This is a genomic window from Actinophytocola glycyrrhizae (assembly GCF_042653545.1).
GTDB lineage: Bacteria > Actinomycetota > Actinomycetes > Mycobacteriales > Pseudonocardiaceae > Actinophytocola > Actinophytocola glycyrrhizae.
Genome location: NZ_JBHSIS010000006.1, coordinates 524,528 through 547,009, shown reverse-complemented (window position 1 = coordinate 547,009; position 22,482 = coordinate 524,528). Strand labels below are relative to the sequence as shown.

The 22,482-nt window shown below is 71.2% G+C and carries 21 protein-coding genes; 7 read left to right on the top strand and 14 right to left on the bottom strand.

Going from position 1 to position 22,482, the window contains the following annotated elements; all coding sequences use genetic code 11:
- Positions 1-142 precede the first annotated feature (142 nt).
- Together ACFPCV_RS13315 and ACFPCV_RS13310 are read left to right on the top strand one after the other, a co-directional pair.
- The gene (locus ACFPCV_RS13315) at positions 143-1,003 is read left to right on the top strand and encodes an NUDIX hydrolase (protein ID WP_378056929.1); all 861 of its coding nucleotides are present in this window, start codon (positions 143-145) and stop codon (positions 1,001-1,003) included.
- On the top strand, positions 1,000-1,803 hold the full coding sequence (locus tag ACFPCV_RS13310; RefSeq protein ID WP_378056426.1) for an MBL fold metallo-hydrolase: 804 nt from the start codon (positions 1,000-1,002) through the stop codon (positions 1,801-1,803). The genes ACFPCV_RS13315 and ACFPCV_RS13310 overlap by 4 nt, the downstream gene beginning before the upstream one ends.
- A gap of 2 nt (positions 1,804-1,805) precedes the next feature.
- Here ACFPCV_RS13310 and dnaN read toward each other — a convergent pair whose 3' ends face one another.
- The 4 genes from dnaN to ACFPCV_RS13290 all read right to left on the bottom strand — a co-directional run bounded on the left by dnaN (position 1,806) and on the right by ACFPCV_RS13290 (position 5,716).
- Positions 1,806-2,897, bottom strand: coding sequence for a DNA polymerase III subunit beta (gene dnaN, locus ACFPCV_RS13305; protein WP_378056425.1), 1,092 nt, complete (start codon positions 2,895-2,897; stop codon positions 1,806-1,808).
- Positions 2,898-2,936: 39 nt separating this feature from the next.
- Complete coding sequence (locus ACFPCV_RS13300; protein WP_378056424.1) at positions 2,937-4,169, bottom strand: MFS transporter; 1,233 nt, start codon at positions 4,167-4,169, stop codon at positions 2,937-2,939.
- 460 nt (positions 4,170-4,629) lie between these two features.
- On the bottom strand, positions 4,630-5,304 hold the full coding sequence (locus tag ACFPCV_RS13295) for a Crp/Fnr family transcriptional regulator (RefSeq protein ID WP_184811270.1): 675 nt from the start codon (positions 5,302-5,304) through the stop codon (positions 4,630-4,632).
- Positions 5,305-5,422: 118 nt separating this feature from the next.
- On the bottom strand, positions 5,423-5,716 hold the full coding sequence (locus ACFPCV_RS13290; protein ID WP_378056423.1) for a hypothetical protein: 294 nt from the start codon (positions 5,714-5,716) through the stop codon (positions 5,423-5,425).
- Positions 5,717-5,921: 205 nt separating this feature from the next.
- Here ACFPCV_RS13290 and nth point away from each other — a divergent pair, with 205 nt between their 5' ends.
- The 4 genes from nth to ACFPCV_RS13270 are packed head-to-tail and all read left to right on the top strand — an operon-like array spanning position 5,922 to position 9,094.
- Positions 5,922-6,632 (top strand): endonuclease III, encoded by a 711-nt coding sequence (gene nth, locus ACFPCV_RS13285; protein ID WP_378056928.1) that lies wholly within the window; start codon positions 5,922-5,924, stop codon positions 6,630-6,632.
- Positions 6,633-7,220: a redoxin domain-containing protein gene (locus ACFPCV_RS13280; protein WP_378056422.1), complete on the top strand. Its 588-nt coding sequence runs from the start codon at positions 6,633-6,635 to the stop codon at positions 7,218-7,220. It abuts the gene before it with no gap.
- Entirely contained in the window at positions 7,213-7,905 is a 693-nt protein-coding gene (locus ACFPCV_RS13275) for an NUDIX hydrolase (RefSeq protein WP_378056421.1), read from the top strand. Before ACFPCV_RS13280 ends, ACFPCV_RS13275 begins: the two co-directional genes overlap by 8 nt.
- A 4-nt stretch (positions 7,906-7,909) precedes the next feature.
- Positions 7,910-9,094: a MarP family serine protease gene (locus tag ACFPCV_RS13270; protein ID WP_378056420.1), complete on the top strand. Its 1,185-nt coding sequence runs from the start codon at positions 7,910-7,912 to the stop codon at positions 9,092-9,094.
- On the opposite strand, the gene ACFPCV_RS13265 is transcribed toward ACFPCV_RS13270, so the two are convergent.
- The 6 genes from ACFPCV_RS13265 to acs all read right to left on the bottom strand — a co-directional run bounded on the left by ACFPCV_RS13265 (position 9,091) and on the right by acs (position 16,415).
- Complete coding sequence (locus tag ACFPCV_RS13265; RefSeq protein ID WP_378056419.1) at positions 9,091-10,464, bottom strand: alpha/beta hydrolase; 1,374 nt, start codon at positions 10,462-10,464, stop codon at positions 9,091-9,093. The genes ACFPCV_RS13270 and ACFPCV_RS13265 overlap by 4 nt on opposite strands.
- A 62-nt stretch (positions 10,465-10,526) precedes the next feature.
- Positions 10,527-11,417, bottom strand: coding sequence for an alpha/beta fold hydrolase (locus tag ACFPCV_RS13260; RefSeq protein ID WP_378056418.1), 891 nt, complete (start codon positions 11,415-11,417; stop codon positions 10,527-10,529).
- Between the two features lie 59 nt (positions 11,418-11,476).
- Positions 11,477-11,986 (bottom strand): phage holin family protein, encoded by a 510-nt coding sequence (locus tag ACFPCV_RS13255; protein WP_378056417.1) that lies wholly within the window; start codon positions 11,984-11,986, stop codon positions 11,477-11,479.
- A gap of 46 nt (positions 11,987-12,032) precedes the next feature.
- The gene (gene nhaA, locus ACFPCV_RS13250) at positions 12,033-13,196 is read right to left on the bottom strand and encodes a Na+/H+ antiporter NhaA (RefSeq protein WP_378056416.1); all 1,164 of its coding nucleotides are present in this window, start codon (positions 13,194-13,196) and stop codon (positions 12,033-12,035) included.
- Positions 13,197-13,259: 63 nt separating this feature from the next.
- Positions 13,260-13,973, bottom strand: coding sequence for a VIT1/CCC1 transporter family protein (locus ACFPCV_RS13245; RefSeq protein ID WP_378056415.1), 714 nt, complete (start codon positions 13,971-13,973; stop codon positions 13,260-13,262).
- Between the two features lie 453 nt (positions 13,974-14,426).
- Positions 14,427-16,415 carry an acetate--CoA ligase gene (gene acs / locus ACFPCV_RS13240; RefSeq protein ID WP_378056414.1) on the bottom strand — a complete coding sequence of 663 codons (1,989 nt, stop codon included), beginning with the start codon at positions 16,413-16,415 and terminating at the stop codon, positions 14,427-14,429.
- Between the two features lie 145 nt (positions 16,416-16,560).
- Here acs and ACFPCV_RS13235 point away from each other — a divergent pair, with 145 nt between their 5' ends.
- Positions 16,561-17,292, top strand: coding sequence for a Fic family protein (locus tag ACFPCV_RS13235; RefSeq protein ID WP_378056413.1), 732 nt, complete (start codon positions 16,561-16,563; stop codon positions 17,290-17,292).
- Between the two features lie 113 nt (positions 17,293-17,405).
- Here the strand turns inward: ACFPCV_RS13235 and ACFPCV_RS13230 are convergent, their stop codons facing one another.
- The 4 genes from ACFPCV_RS13230 to ACFPCV_RS13215 all read right to left on the bottom strand — a co-directional run bounded on the left by ACFPCV_RS13230 (position 17,406) and on the right by ACFPCV_RS13215 (position 22,471).
- Positions 17,406-18,332, bottom strand: a complete 927-nt coding sequence (locus tag ACFPCV_RS13230; protein WP_378056412.1) for an N-acetylmuramic acid 6-phosphate etherase — start codon at positions 18,330-18,332, stop codon at positions 17,406-17,408.
- 20 nt (positions 18,333-18,352) lie between these two features.
- On the bottom strand, positions 18,353-19,270 hold the full coding sequence (locus tag ACFPCV_RS13225; protein WP_378056411.1) for a MurR/RpiR family transcriptional regulator: 918 nt from the start codon (positions 19,268-19,270) through the stop codon (positions 18,353-18,355).
- A 176-nt stretch (positions 19,271-19,446) separates the two neighbouring features.
- Entirely contained in the window at positions 19,447-21,195 is a 1,749-nt protein-coding gene (locus tag ACFPCV_RS13220; RefSeq protein WP_378056410.1) for a serine hydrolase domain-containing protein, read from the bottom strand.
- 19 nt (positions 21,196-21,214) lie between these two features.
- Positions 21,215-22,471, bottom strand: coding sequence for an exo-beta-N-acetylmuramidase NamZ family protein (locus tag ACFPCV_RS13215; RefSeq protein ID WP_378056409.1), 1,257 nt, complete (start codon positions 22,469-22,471; stop codon positions 21,215-21,217).
- Positions 22,472-22,482 lie beyond the last annotated feature (11 nt).

Below are 22,482 nucleotides of genomic sequence, written 5' to 3'. Positions count from 1 at the left end.
CGGGACCCGAGGGCGGCGTGGGTTTGCGTGTTGACGTGCGCGGGGGTTTCGGCGGTCGCCGGGGCTGGGTGTGTTCGTGGCCTGCGCCTCATCGTGGGGTTGTCGGGGTGGGACGTCGAAGTAGGCTCCCTCTGTGCGTGAGCTGCCGAAGGAGCTGAGCCTGCCGTCCGGGTTGGTGCCGCCCGAACCGCCTGACCCGCCGGTCACTCCCAAGGACGCGGCCACCGTGATGCTTGTCCGGGACACGGCTGCCGGGCTCGAGGTGTTCCTCCAGCGGCGGGTGCGTGGCATGGCGTTCGCCGGGGGGATGACCGTCTTCCCCGGGGGTGGGGTCGACCGGCGCGACGACGACACCTCCATCGCCTGGCACGGGCCCGCGCCCGAGTGGTGGGCCGAGCGGTTCTTCTGCGACGTGGGGCTCGCCAGGGCGCTGGTGTGCGCTGCCGTGCGGGAGACCTTCGAGGAGTCCGGGGTTCTTCTTGCCGGGCCAGACGGGCACAGCGTCGTCGCCGACGTGCGGCCGTTCGCCGCGGCCCGGGAGCAGCTGGTGGACCGGGAGTTGTCGCTCGCCGGGTTTCTCGCTGAGGCCGGGCTTGTGCTGCGGGCCGACCTGTTGCGGCCCTGGGCCAACTGGCTCACGCCCGAGCAGGAGACCCGCCGGTTCGACACGCGGTTCTTCCTCGCGCGGTTGCCCGAGGGGCAGCGCGCCGACGGGGACACCTCCGAGGCCCAGGACACGCGCTGGCAGCGGCCCGGTGACGCGCTCGACGACTGGAAAGCCGGGCGTGACGGGCTGCTGCCGCCGACCTGGACCACGCTCGCCGAGCTGGAGGAGTGCGCGACCGTCGCCGACGCCATGGCCGTCGAGCGGCCGATCACCGTGCTCATGCCCAAGGTGGCCCGCGACGGCAACTCCCTGCGCATCGTCCTGCCCGGCGACCCGCGCTACGACGACTCGCCCGCGCACCTCGACGCCCGGCCCGACGACCGGATCGGTCGATGAGCGGAGCCAACCATCGGGTACCGGGCGGGCACCCCGCCTACGGTGAGCTGCGGACGGTCACCGGCACCGCCTCGGTCATGCTCGAGGACAACCCGGGCACGATGACGCTCGAGGGCACGAACACCTGGCTGCTGCGTGCCCCCGGCGCGTCGGCGTGTGTCGTCGTCGACCCCGGTTACGAGGACGAGCCGCACCTGACCCGCGTCGCCGAGGCGGCTGGTGAGGTCGCGCTGATCCTGGTGACCCACCACCACCCGGACCATGTGCAGGGCGCGCCCTGGCTCGCGCGCCGCGTCGGTGCGCCGGTCCGCGCGTTCGACCCGGCGCTGTGCGCGGACGCGGCCGCCCTCACCGACGACGAGGTCATCGAGGCCGCCGGTCTGGCGATCCGCGTGCTGCACACCCCCGGCCACACCGACGACTCGGTGTGCCTGGCCCTCGACGGTGCCCTGCTCACCGGGGACTCGGTGCTCGGCCGCGGCACCACGGTGATCTCCGACCTCGGCGCGTACCTGGGCACACTGCGCCGGTTGACCGCGCTGCCCGGCGACACGATCGCGCTGCCCGGCCACGGGCCCGAGCTGCCCGACATCGCCGAGACCGCGCGCCAGTACCTCACGCACCGCGAGCAGCGGCTCGACCAGGTCCGCGCGGCGCTTCGGGTCCTCGGCGCCGACGCGACCGCCCGCCAGATCGTGGAACACGTGTACCGCGACGTGGACGAGTCGCTGTGGGGACCGGCCGAGTGGTCGGTCCGCGCGCAGCTCGACCACCTCCGCACCACGGGCGAGGCCCGCTGACGTCATTTGGGCGGCAGCATGGGCATCACCACGTAGCGGACCGTCGGTTCTGTCGGCTCCACCGCGGAGAAGACGGTGGCGCGCATGCCCGGCTGGATCTCCATCCGGACCTCCTTGCCGCCGAAGCAGCGGAGCGCGTCGGTCAGGAAGCGGGACTGGTAGGCCTGGCCGGTGCGGCCACCGTCCACCCCAGCCTTGACGGACTCCTCCGCCTCGCCCGCCTTCGAGTCCGCGCCACGCAGGCGGATCTCGCCATCGCCGATCTCCACCAGCAGGACACCGCGGGCGTCGGTGTACAGGCCGACGCGGCGGACCGCACCCGCCAGCGCGTCGGCGTCGGTGGTGACGACCGTGTCCACGTCCGAGAGGTGGATCTTCGACTCGTGCAGGAACGAGCCGTCGAGCACCGCGGTCGTGGCCAGCGCGCCGCGCCAGCCGAGACCGAACCGGTCGCGGTCGGCGTGCACCGTGACCTCGCCGGCCGGGAGCTGACGAGCCAGCTCGTTCAGCAGGCTCGCCGGCACCAGCGCGTCGACCTCGCCCCGCGCGTGCCAGGGCAGCGACGCGAGCGCCATCTGGTAGCGGTCGGTCGCGACCATGATCAGCCGGTCGTCCTCCGAGCGGACCCGGACGCCGGTGAACATGGGTAACGCGTCGTCCCGCGACGCCGCCAGCACCGTCGTGGCCAGCGCGGACGCGAACAGGCCGCCGTCGACCGTGCCCGCCACCGCGGGAGCGGCGCCGACACCGGGGTGGACGTCCGCGTCCAGCAGCGGCAGCGCGTAGCGGGCGCCCGGCGCGCGGATCGCGAGCTTCGAGCCCTCCACGACCAGCCGGACCTGCTCCTGCTCCAGCGCACGTAACGTGTCGGCCAGTGGCTTGGCCGGCACCAGCACCCGTCCCTCGGTGTGCACGACCGCGTTCCGGTGCACCCTGACCGCGCGCTCCCGGTCGTTGGCCGCGAGCGCGACACCCTCGGGCGTCGCGGTGATCAGCAGCCCGGCCAGCACCGGGTCGATCAGCTTGCCGGGAACCAGCTTGACCAGCGCGGATGCCGCGCCGGCGAGTTCTGCGGTGGTGACGGTGACGTCCATGCGCACAAGATAGCCGCGACCACCGACAATCGCGGTCGGTCAGTTCACGGCGGCCAGTTCCGGCGCGGGCTCCGGCTGCTCGGCGAACGTGTGCCTGCGGGCGAGGACCAGCCCGGCGATCAGCACACCCGCGACGCCGGCGGCGATGAACGCCGACCACACACCGACGCGCTCCACCAGGTAACCGCTGACCGACTGGCCGGCGGCGAGGCCGAGCGTCACCGACGTGATGATCCAGCCGAACGCCTCGGTCGCCGTGCCCTCCGGCGCCACCAGCTCGATCGCGGTCGAGTGCGTCGTGGACTGCGGGGTGATCCACATGCCCGCGAACAGCGACAGCACAGCCAGCCAGATCAGGCTCGACGTGCTCGCCATCGGCGCTACGAACAGCGCGAACATGCCGAGCAGGAACGGCAGCCGCAGTCCCATCGGCTTCGGCCACGGCCGGGACGCGTAGTACACGCCGAAGACCACCGAGGTCAGCGACCACGCGGCCAGCATGACACCGCCCAGCGGCGCGTGTCCGGCGTTGGTCGCGGCCGCGGGGATGGCGACCTCGACGAACCCGACGGTGACGCCGAACCCGAGCGCCGCCAGCGCCACGGTGCGCATGCCGGGGGTGGCGAGGGCGCCGAGGAGGTTCCCGCCACGGCTCGGGGCAGGCCGCACGGCGCGGACCGCGGCCGTGAACGCGAAGCCGACCCCGCCGACCACCATGCACGCCGCGCTGAACACGAGGCCGGTGCCCGCCCACGGCGCCGCGACCATGATGCCGGCGAGCGCGGGCCCGAGGATGAAGAAGACCTCGAGGCTGATGGCCTCGTAGGCGAAGGCGGCGTGGCGGATCGGGCCGGGTGGCACCAGGTGTGTCCACAGTGCACGGGACGCGGAGCCGACCATCGGTTCGGTGAGGCCGATGAGCCAGCCGAGCGCGACGAGCGCGGGCCCGCTCCGGTCGGCCTCGATGGCGACGATCACCGCTGTGACGGTCGCCACGAACAGGGCCGACGCGATCAGCAGCGGCCGGGTCGGGCCGAGGCGGTCCATGATGCGGCCCTGCGCGACGGCGCCGATGGCGACGCCGACGAGCGAGCCGGCGGAGACGAAACCGGCGATCGTGAACGAGCCGGTCTCGCGCTGCACGTACAGCAGCAAGGACAGGCCGACCATGGCGATCGGCATCCTGGCCAGCAGTGATGTGAGTACGGGAGCACGGGCGCCCGGCGTCGTCAGCGCGGCGCGGAAGTCGGCGAGGCCGGCGGAGTGGGACACGCGTACCAGTATGACAAATTTTGGTACATGCGTACCAATCGAATTATTTGGTAACGGTTCGATAACGACAGGGGAGAACCGCACAACGGATGGGTACTCGAATCAGTCCTCGTATATGAAAAAGCTCCCGTTCGCGGGTAACGATCTGCGATGGTGTGCGTTCAACTGAACAAGCTCCCTCCGACAGACATGGGTCGGGGCCTAATGGTTCGGAGGGCGGGGAGCGTGGGCCGTCGGGGGATGGTTCACGCAAAGCAAGGAGCCGGTGTGCCGCGTCGGGGGCGGCACCCGGCTCCTTCGCTGTTCTGAGCGGCGGGTCTGGCCTCCGGCCCCCGGTTTCCGCGCTACGGCAGTGCACCGACAGGCAACGGCCACGTGTGGACAACCTGTGGACAACTCGGCCCTCGTCCGGGCATGCCGAAGGGCCCGCACCTGGTCGGCGCGGGCCCTTGGACGTGGGTCACCTGGCGCGGCGGGCCAGGCGCTCCGGGTCGAGGATCAGCACGCTCTTGCCCTCGAGCCGCAGCCAGCCCCGGTGCGCGAAGTCCGCGAGGGCCTTGTTGACCGTCTCGCGGGACGCACCGACGTACTGGGCGATCTCCTCCTGCGTGAGGTCGTGCATGACTCGCAGCAGACCGGCCTCCTGGCTGCCGAAACGCTGCGCGAACTGCAGCAGCGCCTTGGCGACCCGGCCCGGCACGTCCGTGAAGATCAGGTCCGCCAGCATGCCGTTCGTCCGGCGCAGGCGGCGTGCGATGACGCGCAGGAGCTGCTCCGCGATCTCCGGGCGGGTCGCGATCCACTGGCGCAGCGCCGGCCGGTCCATGGTCCGCGCGACGACCTCGGTGACCGTCGTCGCGGTCGAGGTCCGGGGGCCGGGGTCGAAGATGGACAGCTCGCCGAACATGTCGGCGGGGCCCATGATGCCCAGCAGGTTCTCCCGGCCGTCCGGTGACTTGCGGCCGAGCTTCACCTTGCCCGACTGGATGATGTACAGACGGTCGCCGGGCTCGCCCTCCGCGAAGATCACGTGCCCACGCGGAAACTCGACGGTTTCCAGCGTCTGAGCGAGCGCTTCAGCGGCAGCCGGTTCGACACCCTGGAAGATGCCGGCCCTGGCAAGGGTCTCGTCCACCTGCGTCCCTCCCAATCAGACTCGTGCGGTGAACAGCGGCAACGGCGCCCTGATCACCCTTGGGAAGTGTAGAGCGTGTGCGGTGGATCACCTCGTAGGGCATACCACGGGTATGTCGTCAGCCCATCCTCTTGGGGAGGTCGGCCCGCGAAATACGCACGGTCGGCGCGTTCATGACCTTCTTGGCGCGCGCGCTGACCTTGCCCTTGCGACGCAGCCGGAAAAGCTCGAGCGCACGGCCGATGCCGTGGCCGTACAGCGCGCGGACCTCGTCCGGGCGCGGGTTGTCCAGGAACGCCTCGACCTCGTCCTCCTGGACGGCGACGTGCCGGAGCCGCGCCTCGACCCGCTCCATGAACAGGGCGAAGAACATCACGACGATCGGGACGGCGAACACGAACCAGACAGCCATAGTGTTGTGATCCTCGCTCAGTTCCGGTCGGGTGACGCGGACCACCAGGTCCGGCGTGTCCCTCACTTGATGGACGTCCATGGCACGGATGTGGTTGTGCGGCGGCCCGTAGGCTAGCGGGGTGCCGCCCGCCACTCGACAGCTACCCCGCGCCGCGACCGTCAAAACCCCGCCGCCGACCAGCCTGGTCCGCCGCGCCCGCCGGATGACCAGAGTCCTGGCCGAGGCGTTCCCCGACGCGCACTGCGAGCTGGACTTCACCAACCCGCTCGAGCTGACCGTCGCCACGATCCTGTCCGCGCAGAGCACCGACGCGCGGGTCAACCTGACCACGCCCGCGCTGTTCGCGCGGTACCGGACGGCCGCCGACTACGCGGGCGCCGACCGGCTGGAGATGGAGGAGCTGATCCGGCCGACCGGCTTCTACCGGAACAAGACGACCTCGCTGATCGGCCTCGGGACCGCGCTCGTGGAACGGTTCGGCGGCGACGTGCCGGACAAGCTGGCGGACCTGGTCACCCTGCCGGGGGTGGGCCGCAAGACCGCCAACGTGATCCTCGGCAACGCGTTCGGCGTTCCCGGCATCACCGTCGACACGCACTTCGGCCGCCTGGTCCGCCGCTGGGAGTGGACCGAGGAGGAGGACCCGGTCAAGGTCGAGCACGCGATCGGCGAGCTGGTCCCCAAGAAGGACTGGACGATGCTGTCCCACTGGGTGATCTTCCACGGCCGCCGCGTGTGCCACGCGCGCAAGCCGGCGTGCGGCGCGTGCGTGCTCGCCAAGGACTGCCCGTCGTCCGGCACCGGGCCCACGGAGTTCGAGGAGGCGGTGAAGCTGGTCAAGGGACCGGAGGCGCCGCACCTGATCGACCTGGCGGAACGCGTCCGCAACGGGTACAAGCCGGGGCGCGCGTAGATGGGGAACGGAGCGCGGTGGTCGATCGCGGCGGTGATCCTGATGATCGCCGGCGTGGTCGCGATCTGGCCGCGCTCCGAACCGGAGCCGACGCCGCCCCGGGACACGACGCGGACCGCCACCGACCTGTCCGGCGCGCGCGCCAAGGCGGCGTTGCCCTCCTGCCCCGAAGGCGCGGCGGGCCCCGCCGACCTGCGCGGGATCACCGTCGAGTGCCTCGCGGACGGTGGCACGCTCGACGTGGCGACCGCGCTCGGCGACCGGGTGCTCGTCAACATGTGGGCCACCTGGTGCGAGCCGTGCAAGACCGAGCTGCCCGTGCTGGCCGAGTACGCGGCAGGGCCGGACGCCATCCCGGTGGTCACCCTCGGCGTCGAGTCCCGGCCGGGCGACGCGCTCGAACTGCTCACCGCACTGAACGTGCGGCTGCCGAGCCTGCTCGACGAGGACGGCCGCACCAGGCAGAAACTGCACCCGATCGGGTTGCCCGCCTCGTACCTGGTCGAGAACGGTGCGATCACGCTGATCGAGAGCCCCCGGGTGTTCACCTCGGCCGACCAGGTCAGGCAGGCAGTCGCGAATGGCTGACCACGGACCGCTGGTCGACCCGGCGATCATCCCCGCATGGCTGCGGCCGGTCGTCGAGGGCAGCCGCGACCTCGACCCGGCGATGTTCCGGCGCATCTCGCCGCCGACGGCCGACGCCCGCGACGCCGCGGTGCTGATCCTGTTCGGCGAGCACGAGACCCGCGGCCCGGACGTGCTGCTGCAGTTGCGGGCCGACGGCGGCGGCGCGCACTCGGGGCAGGTCGCGTTCCCCGGCGGCTCCAGCGAACCCGGCGACGACGGACCGGTCGAGACCGCGTTGCGCGAGGCCGTTGAGGAGACCGGGCTCGACCCGGCGGGCGTGCGGCCGGTCGCGCTGCTGCCCCAGCTGCACATCCCGGTGTCCCGCTTCCACGTCACGCCGGTGGTCGCGCACTGGGAGAAGCCGAGCCGGGTGTGGGCGGTCGACCCGGCGGAGAGCGCGGCGGTGGCCCGCGTGCCGGTCACCGACCTCGTCGATCCCGCGAACCGGTTCCTGTGCAGGCACCCGTCCGGTTTCACGGGACCCGCGTTCGCCCTGCCGGGGATGCTGGTGTGGGGATTCACCGCTGCGCTGCTGACTCTGCTGCTCGAACTCGGTGGCTGGGCGAAGCCGTGGGACGGCTCGGACATACGCGACCTTGACGCCGCTTGGCGTTCAGTGACGCAGAGCGTCGGGGAGGTATGAACGGGTGAACTGGGTCGACCTGGTCGTGATTCTGCTCGCGATCCTGGCCGCGATCTCGGGTGCGCGGCAGGGCGTGATCACCGCGCTGCCCGCGTTCATCGGGGTGCTGCTCGGCGCCATCGCGGGCATCAAGATCGCGCCGCTCGTGGTGCGGTACATCGAGTCGACGCCGACCAGGGTCGCGTTCGCCGTGGCGATCTTCGTGCTGCTGGTGGCGCTCGGCGAGACACTCGGCGTGTGGCTCGGCCGCAGTCTGCGCGAGAAGATCAAGTCACCGCGGCTCGCCGGGGTGGACAACGCGCTCGGCGCGGTCGTGCAGGGTGCCGTGGTGTTCGTCGTGGCGTGGCTGATCGCGTTGCCGCTGGTCACCGTGGGCGGCCTGCCGGACCTCGCGTCCGCGATCCGCAACTCGACCGTGCTCGGCGGTGTCGACAAGGTCATGCCGCAGGCCGCGCAGGACCTTCCCGACGAGCTGCGGCGGCTGCTCGACGTGTCCGGGTTCCCGGAGGTCGTCGACCCGTTCGACCGGACCCCCAACCGTGAGGTCGCGCCACCGGACCCGGCACTGCAGAACAGCGCGGTCGTACAGAACGTGCGGCCGAGCATTCTGAAGATCCACGCACGGGCGCCGTCCTGTTCGCGTGCGCTCGAGGGCAGCGGGTTCGTGATCGCGCCGGAGCGGATGATGACCAACGCGCACGTCGTCGCCGGCACCACCGAGGTCGTGGTGGAGACCGACGACGGCCAACTGGACGCGCGGGTCGTGCTGTACGACCCGGACACCGACGTCGCGGTGCTGTCGGTGCCCGGCCTGGCCGCGGCGCCGCTGTCGTTCGCAGGCCAGCCCGCGGCCTCCGGCCAGGACGGGATCGTGCTCGGCTACCCGCTGGACGGGCCGTACCGGGCAGCACCCGCCCGGGTGCGGGACCAGATCACGCTGAACGGGCCGGACATCTACGACGCGAAGCAGGTGCAGCGTGAGGTGTTCACCCTGCGCGCGCTGGTGCAGAGCGGCAACTCGGGTGGCCCGCTGGTCGACACGCAGGGCCGCGTGATCGGCGTGATCTTCGGCGCCGCGACGGACCAGTCCGAGACCGGCTTCGCCCTGACCGCCGCCGAGGTGGCGGAGGAGGTCGAAGCGGCCCCGGGCCTGTCCCGTGCGGTGGCGACCGGAAACTGCGCGACCTAGCCCGCCGGGCAGTGCGTGCCGGGCCGCGGGGTCTCGCGGGCCAGCACGTAGTCCGTGAACACGGCCCTGGTGCAGTCGGTGCGGTCCATGACACCGTGGCCCGCGCCGTCGTAGGTGAGCAGGACGCTGTCGTCGAGCTGCCGGTGGACGTCCTTCGCCCACGCGTAGCCGGTCGCCGGGTCGTGCAGCGAGTTCATGATGAGGATCGGCGGCGCGTCGTCGGCGTCGGTGCGGTGCTGCGGGTTGGGAGTGGCCGCGGGCCACGCCGAGCACAGCGAAACGACCGCCAACGCGAAGTGCGTGCGCATGACCGGCGCCGCCGCGTTCTGCTTGCGCCACAACGACAACCACTCGCCCTGAGACGAGAACCGGACGCGGTGGTCGGTGCAGAACGCAGCCACCGGGAACGGAGCAGTCCTCGCCGAGGCGGTCTGGGGTGCGCCCTCGGCCAGTCCCTTCAGCTGCTCGGCGAGCCCCGCCCAGTCCGGGCCGTAGAGCTTGTTCAGCGTGTTCTGGTTCAGCGCGACGGGGGGCACCGGCAGCTCGCCACGCAGGGACTGCTCCCACAGGTCGCCATACAGGCGGTTCACGTCCTGGCCGTGCAGCGCGCACGTGGCGTCGTCCGCGCACCAGTTCGCGAACGCGGCGAACGCGTCCTCACCGGCCGCCGCCTGCGTGGTGATGAACGTCGACTGGCTGAGGCCGTGGTCGAAGACGCTGTCGAGGACGATGCCCCGCACCCGGTGCGGGAAGTTCTCGGCATACATCTGACCTGCCAACGTGCCGTAGGACCGGCCGTACAGCGTGATCTTCCGTTCGCCGAGCGCGGCCCGCAGCGCGTCGATGTCGCGGGCGACGCTCACGCTGTCGACGTGGTCGAGCAGCGGACCGGTGTGCTCGCGGCAGCTGGTGCCGAGATCGCGGGCATACTCCTGGATGTCCGCCAGCCGCGCCCCGGTCCCGGGGATCACGTTCGGCAGGTTCGCGACGAGGTTCGCGTCGCACTCGATGGGGTGGCTGCGGTTGGTGCCGCGCGGGTCGTAGCTGACGACGTCGTACCGTTCCGCCACGGCGGCCGGCACGACGTTCCCGGCCAGCAACCGGTCGACGCCGGAACCGCCCGGCCCGCCCGGCATGAACACGAGCGTGCCCGCGCGTTCGCCTGTCGCCCGCTGGCGGGCGACGGCCACCTCGATCGTCCCTGTCCAGGGACGTGTGTGGTCGACGGGCACGGTGATCGTCGCGCACTCGACGGGACTGTCCGGCTCACAGGGCTGCCAGTCGGGCGTATTGCCTCGTTCGGCCGCTGCGGTGCCGGTCACGACACCCGTCAGCAGGACGGCGGCCAGCAGCACGGAAACACGTTTCATGCGCCGAGTCTTTCGCCGGCGGGCGCACCGCCGTCTCCGGGAGAACCCTGAGATGTCCCGGACTATCGCGTCAGGAACTCGGCGAGCGCCTGGTTTGTCGCGGCGGGCGCCTCCTGCTCCGGGAAGTGGCCGACCCCGTCGAGCGTCGTCGTCCGCACCGGCCGCGTCGCCCACGCCGCCGACTCGGTCAGCGTGCGCGGCAGCACGCACGGGTCGACCGCGCCCGCGAGCTGCAGCACCGGCACGGTCACCTTCCGCTGCATGGCTTCCGAGAACCGGCGGCCCTCGCCACGCAGCTGCGAGCGGCCGGCCCAGCGGTAGTACTCGAGCGCGCTGTGCGCGACGCCGCGGACCATCATCGCCGAGCGGTGCCTGCCGACCGTCGCCGCGAAGTCCGGTGTTTCCGTCCACTGTGGACCAGACCAGCGGCGCATCAGTTCCTCGACGGTCGCCGCGTTGTCCCTGGTGAGCCAGCGTTCCGGCGCGATCGGGACCTGCGCGCGGAACACGTGCCCGAGCGCGCGGGCCTGGTTGGTCGCCTTCCGGTGCAACGCGGTGCGGCGCATCTGCCTGCGCAGCGCCATCGGGTGCGCGGACGCGACCGACGTGACCGACCGGACCAGCCGGGGGTGCAGCGCGGCGACCGTCCACGCCAGCATGCCGCCCCACGCGTGCCCGACCAGGTGCGCACACGGCTCACCCAGCGCCTTGATCAGCCCGCCGACGTCACCCGCGAGGGTCCAGCCGTCGTAGCCGCGGGGCGGCTTGTCGGAGTCGCCGTAGCCACGCAGGTCGACCGCGACCGCGCGGTAGCCGGCGTCCGCCAGCGCGCCGAGCTGGTGGCGCCAGGACCACCAGAACCCGGTGAACCCGTGCAGCAGCAACACAAGCGGGCCCTCACCGGCCTCCGCCACGTGCAACCGGATGCCGTTGGCGTGGACATCGCGATGCACCCATGGCCCGTCGAGGCGCACTGTCGACGGATCGGGACGCACGACGGTGCTCGGGCCGCTCAAGAGCGGCGGAGTTCCAGCTCGTCGTACTGGTCGTCATCACCGCGGCGCAGCGCCGCGATGGTGTCCTTCGCGGAGTCGATCGTCCGCTGCGGCGCCCGGATCCGCTTGATCTTGCGCACTCCGACCAGCACGAGCAGGCCGACCACGACGAGGAAGAGCACGAACGTGATGAGGAAGCCAGCCCACGGGTGGTCCTCCCAGTCCACGAGGTCGTTGAGCCCGAGCGCGAACGCGACGAAGAGGAACGGGATGGACAACAGCAGCACCGCGAGCGCGACGATCAGCGAGATGCTGCCCGTCAGGCCCTTCTTCACCTCGCCGGCGACCTCGGCCTTCGCCAGTTCGAGCTCGCCTCTGATCAGCGTCGACAGATGTGTCGTGGCGTCCTTGACCAGGCCGCCGATCGACTGGTCTCCCGATGCGCTCGCGTCGTCCGAGAGCGGGATCGACGGGACCCTGGGCAGCCCCGCCCCGTTTCCGTGGCTGTTCTCGTGCGCACTGGTCACCGCGCCATCGTGCCATGTGCGGATCAAAGAAGCTGGCCGGGCAGGGTCAACCCACCGAATGCGCCCTGCTTCTGCGCAACAACAGCACCGCGGCGAGCAGCGAGGCCAGCAGCGAAGCGACCAGAACCGCGCCCTTCGCGAGCTCCATGTCGGGCCCGTCGAGCGACAGGTCGGCGATCAGCAGGCTCACCGTGAACCCGACCCCGCCGAGCATCGCGACCGCGACCAGGTCCCGTTTCTCCAGGTCCGAGGGCAGCCTGGCCACCCCGAACCGGACCGCGAGCAGCGACGACCCGACGATCCCCACGAGCTTGCCGACCACCAGACCGGCGATGATCGCGAGCGAGAGCCGGTCGGTGAACAGGCGGCCGAGCGCCTCACCGTTGATCGTGATGCCCGCCGCGAACAGCGCGAACCCCGGCACCGCGAGACCGGCCGACCACGGCTGCAGCCGGTGCTCCAGCCGCAGGCACGGCGACTCGTCCTCGCCGGGATCGGCGCGCACCCTGGTCAGGAGGGCGAGTGCGACACCGGCGACGGTGGCGTGCACCCCGCACGAGTGGACGGCGACCCACGTGGCGACGGCGACCGGCACGTACACCCACGGCGTGCGGACCCGCTTGCGCTGCAGGAACCAGTAGAGCACCAGCAGTGCCACCGCGGCGCCCGCCGCGACGAGGTCGAACGAGCCGGTGAACAGGATCGCGATCACCAGGATCGCGCCGAGGTCGTCGACCACCGCGAGGCTGAGCAGGAACACCCGCGCACTGCTCGGCAGCCCCGACGCGGTCAGCGCCAGCACCCCGAGCGCGAACGCGATGTCCGTGGCGACGGGGATCGCCCACGCCTGCGCCATGCGCGGATCGCCCCAGCCGACCCCGAGCGCGACCAGTGCCGGGACGACCATGCCCCCGAACGCGGCGATCACGGGCAGCATGGCGTTCTTGAGCCGCGACAGCTCGCCGACGACCAGCTCCCGCTTCAGCTCCAGCCCCGCGACGAAGAAGAACAGCGCGAGCAGCCCGTCCTTGGCCCAGTCGCCGACGGTGAGGTTCAGGTGCAGGAAGTGCGGCCCCACCTCGGTGTCCCGCAACGTCAGGTAGGCGTCGGCCCACGGCCCGTTCGCGGAGAGCAGCGCGATCGCGGTGGCGCCGACGAGGATCGATCCGCCAACAGTCTCGGTGCGGAGGAAGCGGCCGAACTCGGTCACGGATCTCCTGGGGTTCGGGGACTGAACATGCCGACCAGACTTCCCGGCTCACCTGCGACGACCCTAACCGCCAACGGTGACCCCGAACAAAACCCCGACAAGATATGTGACGAGCATCGTCAACGCCCCGACCCCGACGTTCCGGGCGATCGCGCGGGTGACGTTCGCGTTGCCGAGCCGGGCGCTGACCGCACCCGTGACCACGAGCCCGACCAGCACGGCAGCCGCGCACGCCCACACCCGCATGCCGACCCCCGGCACCGAGATCGCGAGCAACGGCAGCAACCCGCCGACGGTGAACGCGACGAGCGACGCCCATGCCGCGAGCCAGGGGCTGGTGAGGTCGTCCGGGTCGATGCCGAGCTCGGCCTCCGCGTGGGCCTCGAGCGCGTTCTTCTCGGTCAGCTCGTGCGCGACCTCGGCGGCGAGACCGGGGGAGAGGCCGCGTTCCTCGTAGATCTCGGCCAGCTCCCGCTCTTCCTCCTCCGGCATGGTCTCGAGCTCGTACTGCTCCAGCCGGAGCGCGGCCTGCTCGGTGTCGCGCTGCGTGGAGACGGAGACGTACTCACCGCCCGCCATCGAGAGCGCACCGGCGACCAGGCTCGCCACACCCGCCACGAGGATCGCGGTCCGGTCGGGCGTCGCCCCAGCCACCCCGACGGCCACCCCGGCGACCGACACGATCCCGTCGTTCGCCCCCAGCACACCGGCCCGCAACCAGTTGAGCCGCTCACCGAGACTCGCGTGGTGCGGCTCGCCGGGATGGGTGACTGACACCGCCATATTGAACCGCGACCGGGCCGGGCGCGCCCAGTCCGTGGGGGGAGTTGTCCACAGCTGGGGTAGTTATCCACAGTTGGGCTCGTGTGCCTTGTTTTGTCGGTGGGTGCCGGTAGACTGGCATGGCGGGACGCCCCCGGGTTCGGGTGGGGGTTGCGTTCCGCGCGGTTTGCTTGTTTTCGCAGGTCGGCGTGGCAATGCCCTGAAAGGCGCGTTTAGGGCGCTGGGCGCCCTGAATGGCCCATTGACGGCACTTGTTGTGTTTTCACGGCACCGGCCCGTCCTGCGGGGGCCCGTCGGGCGCTGCGCGCCCGGCGTCGCTGCGCGGGCGCGGGTGTCATGCCCTGAACGGCGCTTTCGGGACACCGGCGGGCGGGCACGGGACGCCGAGTTTGTCGCACAACGGGACGGGCCGCGACCACACTGGTCGCGGCCCGTCGTCGGGTCGGGTCACTCGTCCGAGCCGGTGTCCTTCAGGCCGGTCGAGATCAGTTCCATCACCGACGAGTCGGCCAGTGTGGTCACGTCGCCGATCTCGCGGTTCTCGGCCACGTCGCGCAGCAGGCGGCGCATGATCTTGCCGGACCGTGTCTTCGGCAGCTCCGGCACCACCATGATCTGCCTCGGCTTGGCGATCGGGCCGATCTCCTTCGCCACGTGGTCGCGCAGCGCCTTGATCGCGTTCGCGCCCTTGGCCTCGTCCTCGGCGACGCCGCCGCGCAGGATCACGAACGCCACGATGCCCTGGCCGGTGGTCGCGTCGGACGCGCCGACTACCGCGGCCTCGGCCACCGTCGGGTGTGACACCAGGGCCGACTCGACCTCGGTGGTCGAGATCCGGTGGCCGGACACGTTCATCACGTCGTCGACCCGGCCCAGCAGCCAGACGTCGCCGTCCAGGTCGTACTTCGCGCCGTCGCCCGCGAAGTAGAAGCCCTGGTCGGCGAACCGCGACCAGTACGTGTCCCGGTACCGCTCCTCGTCGCCCCAGATGCCGCGCAGCATCGACGGCCACGGCTTGTCGAGCACCAGGTAGCCACCGCCACCGGCGGCGACCTCGTTGCCCTGGTCGTCGACCACCTTCGCGGAGATGCCCGGCAGCGCGCGCTGCGCGGAACCCGGCTTCGCGGGTGTCACGCCGGGCAGCGGCGAGATCATGATCGCGCCCGTCTCGGTCTGCCACCACGTGTCGACCACCGGGGTCCTGGCCGCGCCGATGGTCTCCCGGTACCAGATCCACGCCTCCGGGTTGATCGGCTCGCCGACCGACCCGAGCACGCGCAGCGTCGACAGGTCGTACTTCGCGGGGATTTCCTTGCCCCACTTCATGAAGGTGCGGATCAGCGTGGGCGCCGTGTAGTAGATGGTGACGCCGTACTTCTGCACGATCTCCCAGTGGCGGCCCTCGTGCGGCGTGTTGGGCGTGCCTTCGTACACGACCTGCGTGGCACCGTTCGCCAACGGTCCGTACACGATGTAGCTGTGCCCGGTCACCCAGCCGATGTCGGCGGTGCACCAGTACACGTCACTCTCCGGCTTCAGGTCGAAGACGTTCCTGTGCGTGTACGCGGTCTGGGTCAGGTAGCCGCCGGACGTGTGCAGGATGCCCTTCGGCTTACCGGTCGTGCCGGAGGTGTACAGGATGTACAGCGGGTGCTCGGAGTCGAACGCCTCCGGCGTGTGCTGGTCGGACTGCCCGTCGACGGTGTCGTGCCACCAGACGTCGCGGCCCTCGGTCCACTCGACGTCGGTGTCGGTCCGCCTGACCACCAGCACGTGCTCGATCGACGGCGTCTTCGCGACCGCCTCGTCCACCGCGGCCTTCAGCGGTGCCGGCTTGCCGCGCCGGTACTGGCCGTCGGCGGTGATCACGAGCTTGGCCTGCGCGTCGTCGATGCGCGACCGCAGCGCCTCCGCGGAGAACCCGCCGAACACGACGCTGTGGGTCAGGCCGAGCCGCGCGCACGCGAGCATCGCGAAGATCGCCTCCGGCAGCATCGGCATGTAGATCGCGACCCGGTCGCCGGTCCGCATGCCCAGCGAGGCCAGCGCGTTCGCGGTCTTCGACACCTCGCGCAGCAGGTCGGCGTAGGTGATGGTGCGGCCGTCGCCGGGCTCGCCCTCCCAGTGGATGGCGACGCGGTCCCCGTTGCCCGCCTCGACGTGGCGATCGACGCAGTTGTAGGCGACGTTGAGCCTGCCGCCCACGAACCACTTCGCGAACGGCGCGTTCGACCAGTCCAGCACCTGGTTCCACGGTGTCTCCCAGGTCAGCTGCTCCGCCTGCGCGGCCCAGAACGCCTCGCGGTCGGCGTCCGCCTGCTCGTACAGGTCGGCCTTGGCGTTCGCCTGCTGCGCGAACTCGTCGCTCGGCGGGAAGGTCCTGCTCTCCGTGAGCAGGTTGTCCAGCGTCTGGCCCTGGCCGGACTGCTCGGTCATGATGCGGATCCTCCTCGACCCAGGGGACGGCGTGTGTCTGCCGTGAACGGTAGTGCTCTATCACGCCTGGCGACAGCACGTACAGAGGTCCAGACCAATGAACTGGAGGTTCCCGGACGGATGTCACCCGGTAGGGTCCGTCCACGTGACAGACCCCCTGGCACCGCTGCTGGAGCTGCCCGGCGTCGACGAGGCGGTGGCCGCCGCCCGTGAGGCGGTCGACTCCGTTCACGGACACCCGGCGAACCGGCGCGGTTGGCCCGCCACCGCGGCGGAGGCATCGGTGCGCGCCGCCCGCGCGTCCGCAGCGCTCGACGGCGGCGCGGCGGACATCCCGACGACCGGCGAGGTGACGGATCCGCACCTCGCGGGTGCGTTGCGCATCGGCGAGTCCATCGGCCCGATCCTGGCGGTGTGGCAGCGCGCCCCCATGCAGGCGCTGGCCCGGCTGCACGTTCTGGCCGCCGCCGACCTGGCGGACGACGACTCGCTCGGCCGTCCCCGGCAGGCGCGCTGGATCTCCAAGCGGCTGGACATCCTGGCCGGGATCGTCGCGGGTGGCACGTCCGTGCCGGGGCCCGTCCTGACCGCGGTCGTGCACGGTGAGCTGCTGGCCCTGTCCCCGTTCGGCACCGCGGACGGGGTGGTCGCACGCGCGGCGGCCCGGCTGACGATGATCGCGACCGGCCTCGACCCGAAGGGCCTGATCGTGCCGGAGGTCTTCTACCTGCGCCGCTCCGACCGCTACCGCGAAGCGGCCGCCGCGTTCGCGAGCGGCGGCGACGGTCTCACCGAGTGGCTGCTGTTCTCGTGCGAGGCCATCGCGGCGGGTGCCCGCGAGGCGACGAGCATCGCGGAATCGGCACTACCCGCCTGACCCGCCTCGCCAGCGCGCTTCCGGCGGCGAGGAGCGAGTCCCCCGTTCTTCGCCGAGCGGGCCCCTCAGGAAGTGGGCCGGGAGTCCCGGCCCACTTCCTGAGGGGCCCCTGATCAGAACGCGGACGTGTCCAGTTTGGTCAGCGCCTGGCGGACGTGGCCGTCGGTGGCGGCGAGGACGGCGGCGGCACGCTCCGGGTCGACGCCAGACAGCAGGTGCACGAGCGCGACCTTGAGATCGCCTCGCGCCTCGTCGAGCGCGACCGCGCACTCCTGCCTGCTCACCCCGGTGGCCTCCTGCAGGATCCGCAGCGTCCGCCCGCGCAGCTTGGCGTTGGTGGCGCGCATGCTGACCATCAGGTTCGAGTACGTGCGGCCCAGCTTCACCATGACGGCCGTCGAGAACGCGGTCAGCACCAGCTTCTGCGCGGTGCCGGCCTTCATGCGGGTCGACCCGGCGACCACCTCGGGTCCGGTGTCGACCTCGATCAGCACGTCGATGTCGAGCAGGCCGGTCGCGTGCGGGTTGGAGAACACGAGCCCCGTGTGCGCACCGAGCTCACGGGCGGCACGCAGGGCGCCGAGCACGTACGGGGTCCGCCCGGACGCGGTCAGGCCCAGCACGAAGTCGCCCGCCGAGGCCGACGCGGCGAGTTCCGCCGCGCCAGCGCCGTCGTCGTCCTCGGCGTCCTCGACCGCGTTCTGCAGCGCGTGGTTGCCGCCCGCGTGGTGCACCACGAACCAGTCGGCAGGCGTGTTGTACGTCGGCACCAGCTCGGCGGCGTCGACGGTCGCCAGCCGGCCGGACGTGCCGGCGCCCACGTAGTGCACGCGGTGACCAGCACGCAGTGCCTCGGCGGCGAAGTCCACCGCGGTGGCGAGGGAGGGCAGCGCCGCCGACACCGCGTCGGGCACCAGGCGGTCCTCCGCGTTGATCGCTCTCAGCAGGTCGAGCGTCGGCAGCTGATCAAGATCCGTCGTCCGCGGGTTCCGCCGTTCCGTCGGCGATTCGACGTGCACGGCCTGTCGCGGCACAGTCATGTTGCTGCCTCCCCCACCGATCATTTACCGGTCTCCCGCGCCTTGCGGCGACCGTCGTGGCGGGTCTCCAGCCGGTGCGAGCCCACCGCGTCCCTGGTGTCGTCGAGGGCCTTCATCGAGTCGTCCAGGTGGCGCTGGGCGACCCCGATGAAGAGGCAGTCGATGACCGTCAGCTGCGCGATCCGGCTTGCCATGGCGCCGGACCGGAACGTGGTCTCCCGCGCCGCCGTGGTGAGCACGAGGTCGGAGACCTCGCTGATCGGCGCGGTGGGGTAGTTGGTCAGCGCGACGGTCGTGGCACCGGCGCGCCGCGCCTCGCGCAGGGCCTCGACGGTGTCGGCCGTCGCGCCCGTGTGCGAGATGCCGACGGCCACGTCGCCGCGCCCGAGCACGGCGGCGGAGGTCAGCATGATGTGGGTGTCGCTCCACGCGAAGCTGATCCGCCCGATGCGGTGCAGCTTCTGCTGCAGGTCGGCGGCGACGAACGCGCTGGCGCCGACGCCGTAGACGTCGACCCGGCCGGCCGAGGCCAGTGCCGCGACGACCTTCTCCAGCACCTCGGCGTCGAGCTGGGCGGCCGTCTCCTCGACGGCACGCGCGTCGGCGAAGGTGACCTTGCCGACCACGGTGGCCATGTCGTCGTCGGGAGCGATCTCGCCCCCGAGGTCCCGGTCGACGCGGGCCTCGGAACGTGCGGTGTCCGCGGCCAGCGCGATGCGCAGCTCCGGGTAGCCGCCGACGCCGATGGCCTTGCAGAAACGGGTGACGGTGGTCTCGCTCGTACCGGCCGCCTCGGCGACCTCGGTGATGCTGCGCCGGGCGACGGTGCCGGGGCTGTCGAGGACGACCTTCGCCACCCGCTGTTCGGCGCGGGCCAGACCGGGCAGGAGCGACCGGATTCGGACCAGCGGACTTGACTCAGTGTGTTGTGTGGTCATGGCACTCGCGCTCACGTGGGAAAGTTACTAACAGGCATGTGGATGACAAGGCGGCAGCCGTCGTCTGTAGACAACGCTACCCAAAACCAGTCGAAACTTCAGGTGCGGTTGTGTGCGTGCAACATCCCAGTCGACGTCCGACCGCACCTTGTTAGCGCTTCAACCAGTTTTCTTTCTCATCGTGATCTAAGCTGCCAGCCTTCCGGCCCGAGCTTGTGGGGTTCTTTCTCACCGTTGAGGAGCGTTCGACCACGTTCCGTGACCGTGATGTGGTCAAGGTGCACGCCGCGCCCGGTGTAACGGGCGTCGGTAGCGAATCGCCAGCGCAGCGTGATCTCCGCTGCGTACGGCAACCGGGCTTCGACTCGCCACCATGCGCGGTGGCCGTTTCCGGCGAGCGAATCGACCGTTCCGTCCGGTGCGCCGCGGCCCTGGACGGACAACGGCACCGCCGTCCAGGTCGCCCCATCGGTGGTTACCTCGAATACCAGCCGATCCGTGCTCTCCGTGTCCACAAAGGCGTCGAAGTTCACCCGAACGGGTCGCCGAGGGTGCAGCGTAATTGTCGTCAGTGACGCAGAGGATGCGTCCCCAAGGCCCGCATACCACGCGTCCCTGCCGTGCCGAGGCTTCACCGCGAGCGCTCTGGCAAGCCCGCCGCTCAGCGCCTCGCGGGCGATGTTGATCGACCCCCAGCTACGGCTCGGGTGCACCCGGTTGGTGAGCAGGATCGCGAACGACCGCGACGCGGGGTCGATGACCACGTCCGTGCCCGTGTACCCGGTGTGCCCCGCCGTGCGCGGGCCCGCCAGCGCGCCCATGTACCACATCTGGTTCAGCTCGAACCCGTAGCCGTGGTCGTGGCCGGGGAAGTCCTCGTTGTGGTCGGTGAGCATCGCCGTGACCGTCTCCGGCCGCATGATGCGCTGGCCGCGGTAGCTGCCGCCGTTGAGGATCGTCTGCGCGAGAACCGCCATGTCACCGGCGGTCGAGAAGACACCGGCGTGCCCGGCGACCCCGCCGAGCGACCAGGCGTTCTCGTCGTGCACCGAGCCGCGGACCATGCCGCGGGGCGGTGTCGTCTGGTACTCCGTCGCCGCGATCCGGTCCAGCTTCGACGCGGGCGGGTTGTAGCCGGTGTCGGCCATGCCCAGCGGACCGGTGATCCGTTCGGCCACCACCTCGTCCAGCTTCTTGCCGGTCAGCCGCTCGACCAGCACGCCGAGCGTGATCAGGTTCAGGTCCGAGTACTCGTAGTTCGTGCCCGGGGTCGTGCGCGGCGAGACGTCCATCACGGCCTTGATCCGCGACGGGATGTCCGGGTGCGCCGACCACAGCGGCAGCCACGACACCAGGCCCGAGGTGTGCGTGAGCAGCTGCGCGACGGTGATCGACTCCTTGCCGTTCACGCCGAACTCGGGCAGGTAGGTCGCCACCGGCTCGTCCGGGTCGACCTCGCCCGCCTCGACCAGCTGCATCACGGCGATCGACGTGAACAGCTTCGACACCGAAGCCATGTCGAAGATCGTGTCCTGCCGCATCGGGACCCGCTGGTCCTCGGGCAGCTCGGTGCCCGCCCCGTCGGCGTACCGGACCGCGTACCCGGCGGTGTCGCGGCCGACCACGACCCCGTCGTGCGCGACGAGGCTGACCGCGCCGGAGTACAGCGGCACGGTCAGCCTCGGGTCGTAGTTCTTCCTGGTCCACTCGTCGATGCGGCCCAGCGCCGCGTCGATGGGCGCGGGATCGAGGCCGACCGAGGCCGGTGGCCCGTCCCGCAGGACCGTGTGTGGTGACGCGTACCCGGGTAAGGGCACGTCGAAGCGGCCGGTGACCCCGCCCCGCGACTCGGCGGCACTCACGCCCGAGCCGGCCGTCACAGCGACGGCCAGCGCGAGGACGGTGACGCGAAGGACTCCGGACATGGCCACCTCTTATCGATCGTCACCGGTAGAGCAGGTACTTCTCCCGCAGCCTCGTGAACGCGGCCAGTTCGTCGCGCCACGCGCCGGTCACCTCGTTGACCGTCGCTCCCGCGTCGATCATCGTGCGCAGCCGGGCCGAGCCGGAGAGCTTGTCGATGAAGTTGTCCGGCCGCCAGCCGAAGACCTCCGGGTGCACCTGCTTGGCCGTGACCAGCATGGTGATCGCGGTCCTGATCGCCTGGAAGCGCCGTTCGTCGGTGATGTGGACCTGCACACCGCCGCAGGTCTTGCCGGCCCACTTCGAGAACGTCGGCACGAAGTAGTGCTCGCGGAACCGCACCCCCGGCAGCCGCGCCTGGTTGAGCGCCTCCGCCCAGCGCCAGTCGACACCCGGTGCGCCGATGATCTCGAACGGCCGTGTCGTGCCCCGGCCCTCGGAGTACACCGTGCCCTCGAACAGGCAGGTGCCCGGGTAGGCGAGCGCGGTCTGCGGCGTCGGCACGTTCGGGCTCGGTAAGACCCACTCCAGGCCGGTGTCGGAGAACAGGTCGTCCCGCCGCCAGCCCCGCAGCTTCACGACCTCGAGGCTCCGCAGCCGCCCGCCCGCGTCCGCGGGCAGGAACTGGGCGTCGAAGAACCTGGCCAGCTCACCCGCGGTCATGCCGTGCTGCTGGACGATCGGCTTGCGGCCGACCCCGGAGGAGAACGCCGGGTCCAGAATGGGGCCGTACGCAGTGCCGCCGATCGGGTTCGGCCGGTCGAGCACCATGAAGTCGATGCCGGTCAGCACGGCCGCGTGCATCGCGTTGTACATCGACCAGATGTAGGTGTAGAAGCGCGCGCCGATGTCCGCGATGTCGAACACCAGGAGGTCGATGCCCGCCTTGGTGAACTGTGCCGCGATCCGCTCCGCGGTCAGCGTGTAGGTGTCGTAGACGGGGATCTGGGTGCGCGGGTCGAGGTAGTCGCCCTCCGAACCACCGGCCTGCGCGGTGCCGCGGAAACCGTGCTCCGGCCCGAACACCGCGGTCGGCGGCATGTTCGCGGCCGCCATCGAGTCGACGATGTGCGTGTTGTCGCGCAGGACGCCGGTCGGGTTGGTCAGGATGCCGACCTTGCGGCCGCGGAACCTGCGCCAGCCGTCGGCGGCCAGCGACTCCGCACCGGTCGTCGTGCCGCGGTGCGAACGCTCCTCGTCGGCGCTCGCCGTCGCCGCGCCCGCGCCCATCAGAGGGGCCGCCATCGCGGATGCCATCAGGAAGTTTCGGCGGTCCATGCCGCGCCTGC

What these genes read in the sequence shown, in the direction of transcription:
- ACFPCV_RS13310 (WP_378056426.1), top strand. Translation starts at nt 1,000, where the DNA reads ATGAGCGGAGCCAACCATCGGGTACCGGGCGGGCACCCCGCCTACGGT.
- acs (WP_378056414.1), bottom strand. Translation starts at nt 16,415, where the DNA reads ATGACCGAGCAGTCCGGCCAGGGCCAGACGCTGGACAACCTGCTCACG.
- ACFPCV_RS13290 (WP_378056423.1), bottom strand. Translation starts at nt 5,716, where the DNA reads ATGGCTGTCTGGTTCGTGTTCGCCGTCCCGATCGTCGTGATGTTCTTC.
- ACFPCV_RS13225 (WP_378056411.1), bottom strand. Translation starts at nt 19,270, where the DNA reads ATGACCACACAACACACTGAGTCAAGTCCGCTGGTCCGAATCCGGTCG.
- ACFPCV_RS13280 (WP_378056422.1), top strand. Translation starts at nt 6,633, where the DNA reads ATGGGGAACGGAGCGCGGTGGTCGATCGCGGCGGTGATCCTGATGATC.
- ACFPCV_RS13275 (WP_378056421.1), top strand. Translation starts at nt 7,213, where the DNA reads ATGGCTGACCACGGACCGCTGGTCGACCCGGCGATCATCCCCGCATGG.
- ACFPCV_RS13215 (WP_378056409.1), bottom strand. Translation starts at nt 22,471, where the DNA reads ATGGACCGCCGAAACTTCCTGATGGCATCCGCGATGGCGGCCCCTCTG.
- dnaN (WP_378056425.1), bottom strand. Translation starts at nt 2,897, where the DNA reads ATGGACGTCACCGTCACCACCGCAGAACTCGCCGGCGCGGCATCCGCG.
- nth (WP_378056928.1), top strand. Translation starts at nt 5,922, where the DNA reads ATGACCAGAGTCCTGGCCGAGGCGTTCCCCGACGCGCACTGCGAGCTG.
- ACFPCV_RS13265 (WP_378056419.1), bottom strand. Translation starts at nt 10,464, where the DNA reads ATGAAACGTGTTTCCGTGCTGCTGGCCGCCGTCCTGCTGACGGGTGTC.
- ACFPCV_RS13220 (WP_378056410.1), bottom strand. Translation starts at nt 21,195, where the DNA reads ATGTCCGGAGTCCTTCGCGTCACCGTCCTCGCGCTGGCCGTCGCTGTG.
- ACFPCV_RS13230 (WP_378056412.1), bottom strand. Translation starts at nt 18,332, where the DNA reads ATGACTGTGCCGCGACAGGCCGTGCACGTCGAATCGCCGACGGAACGG.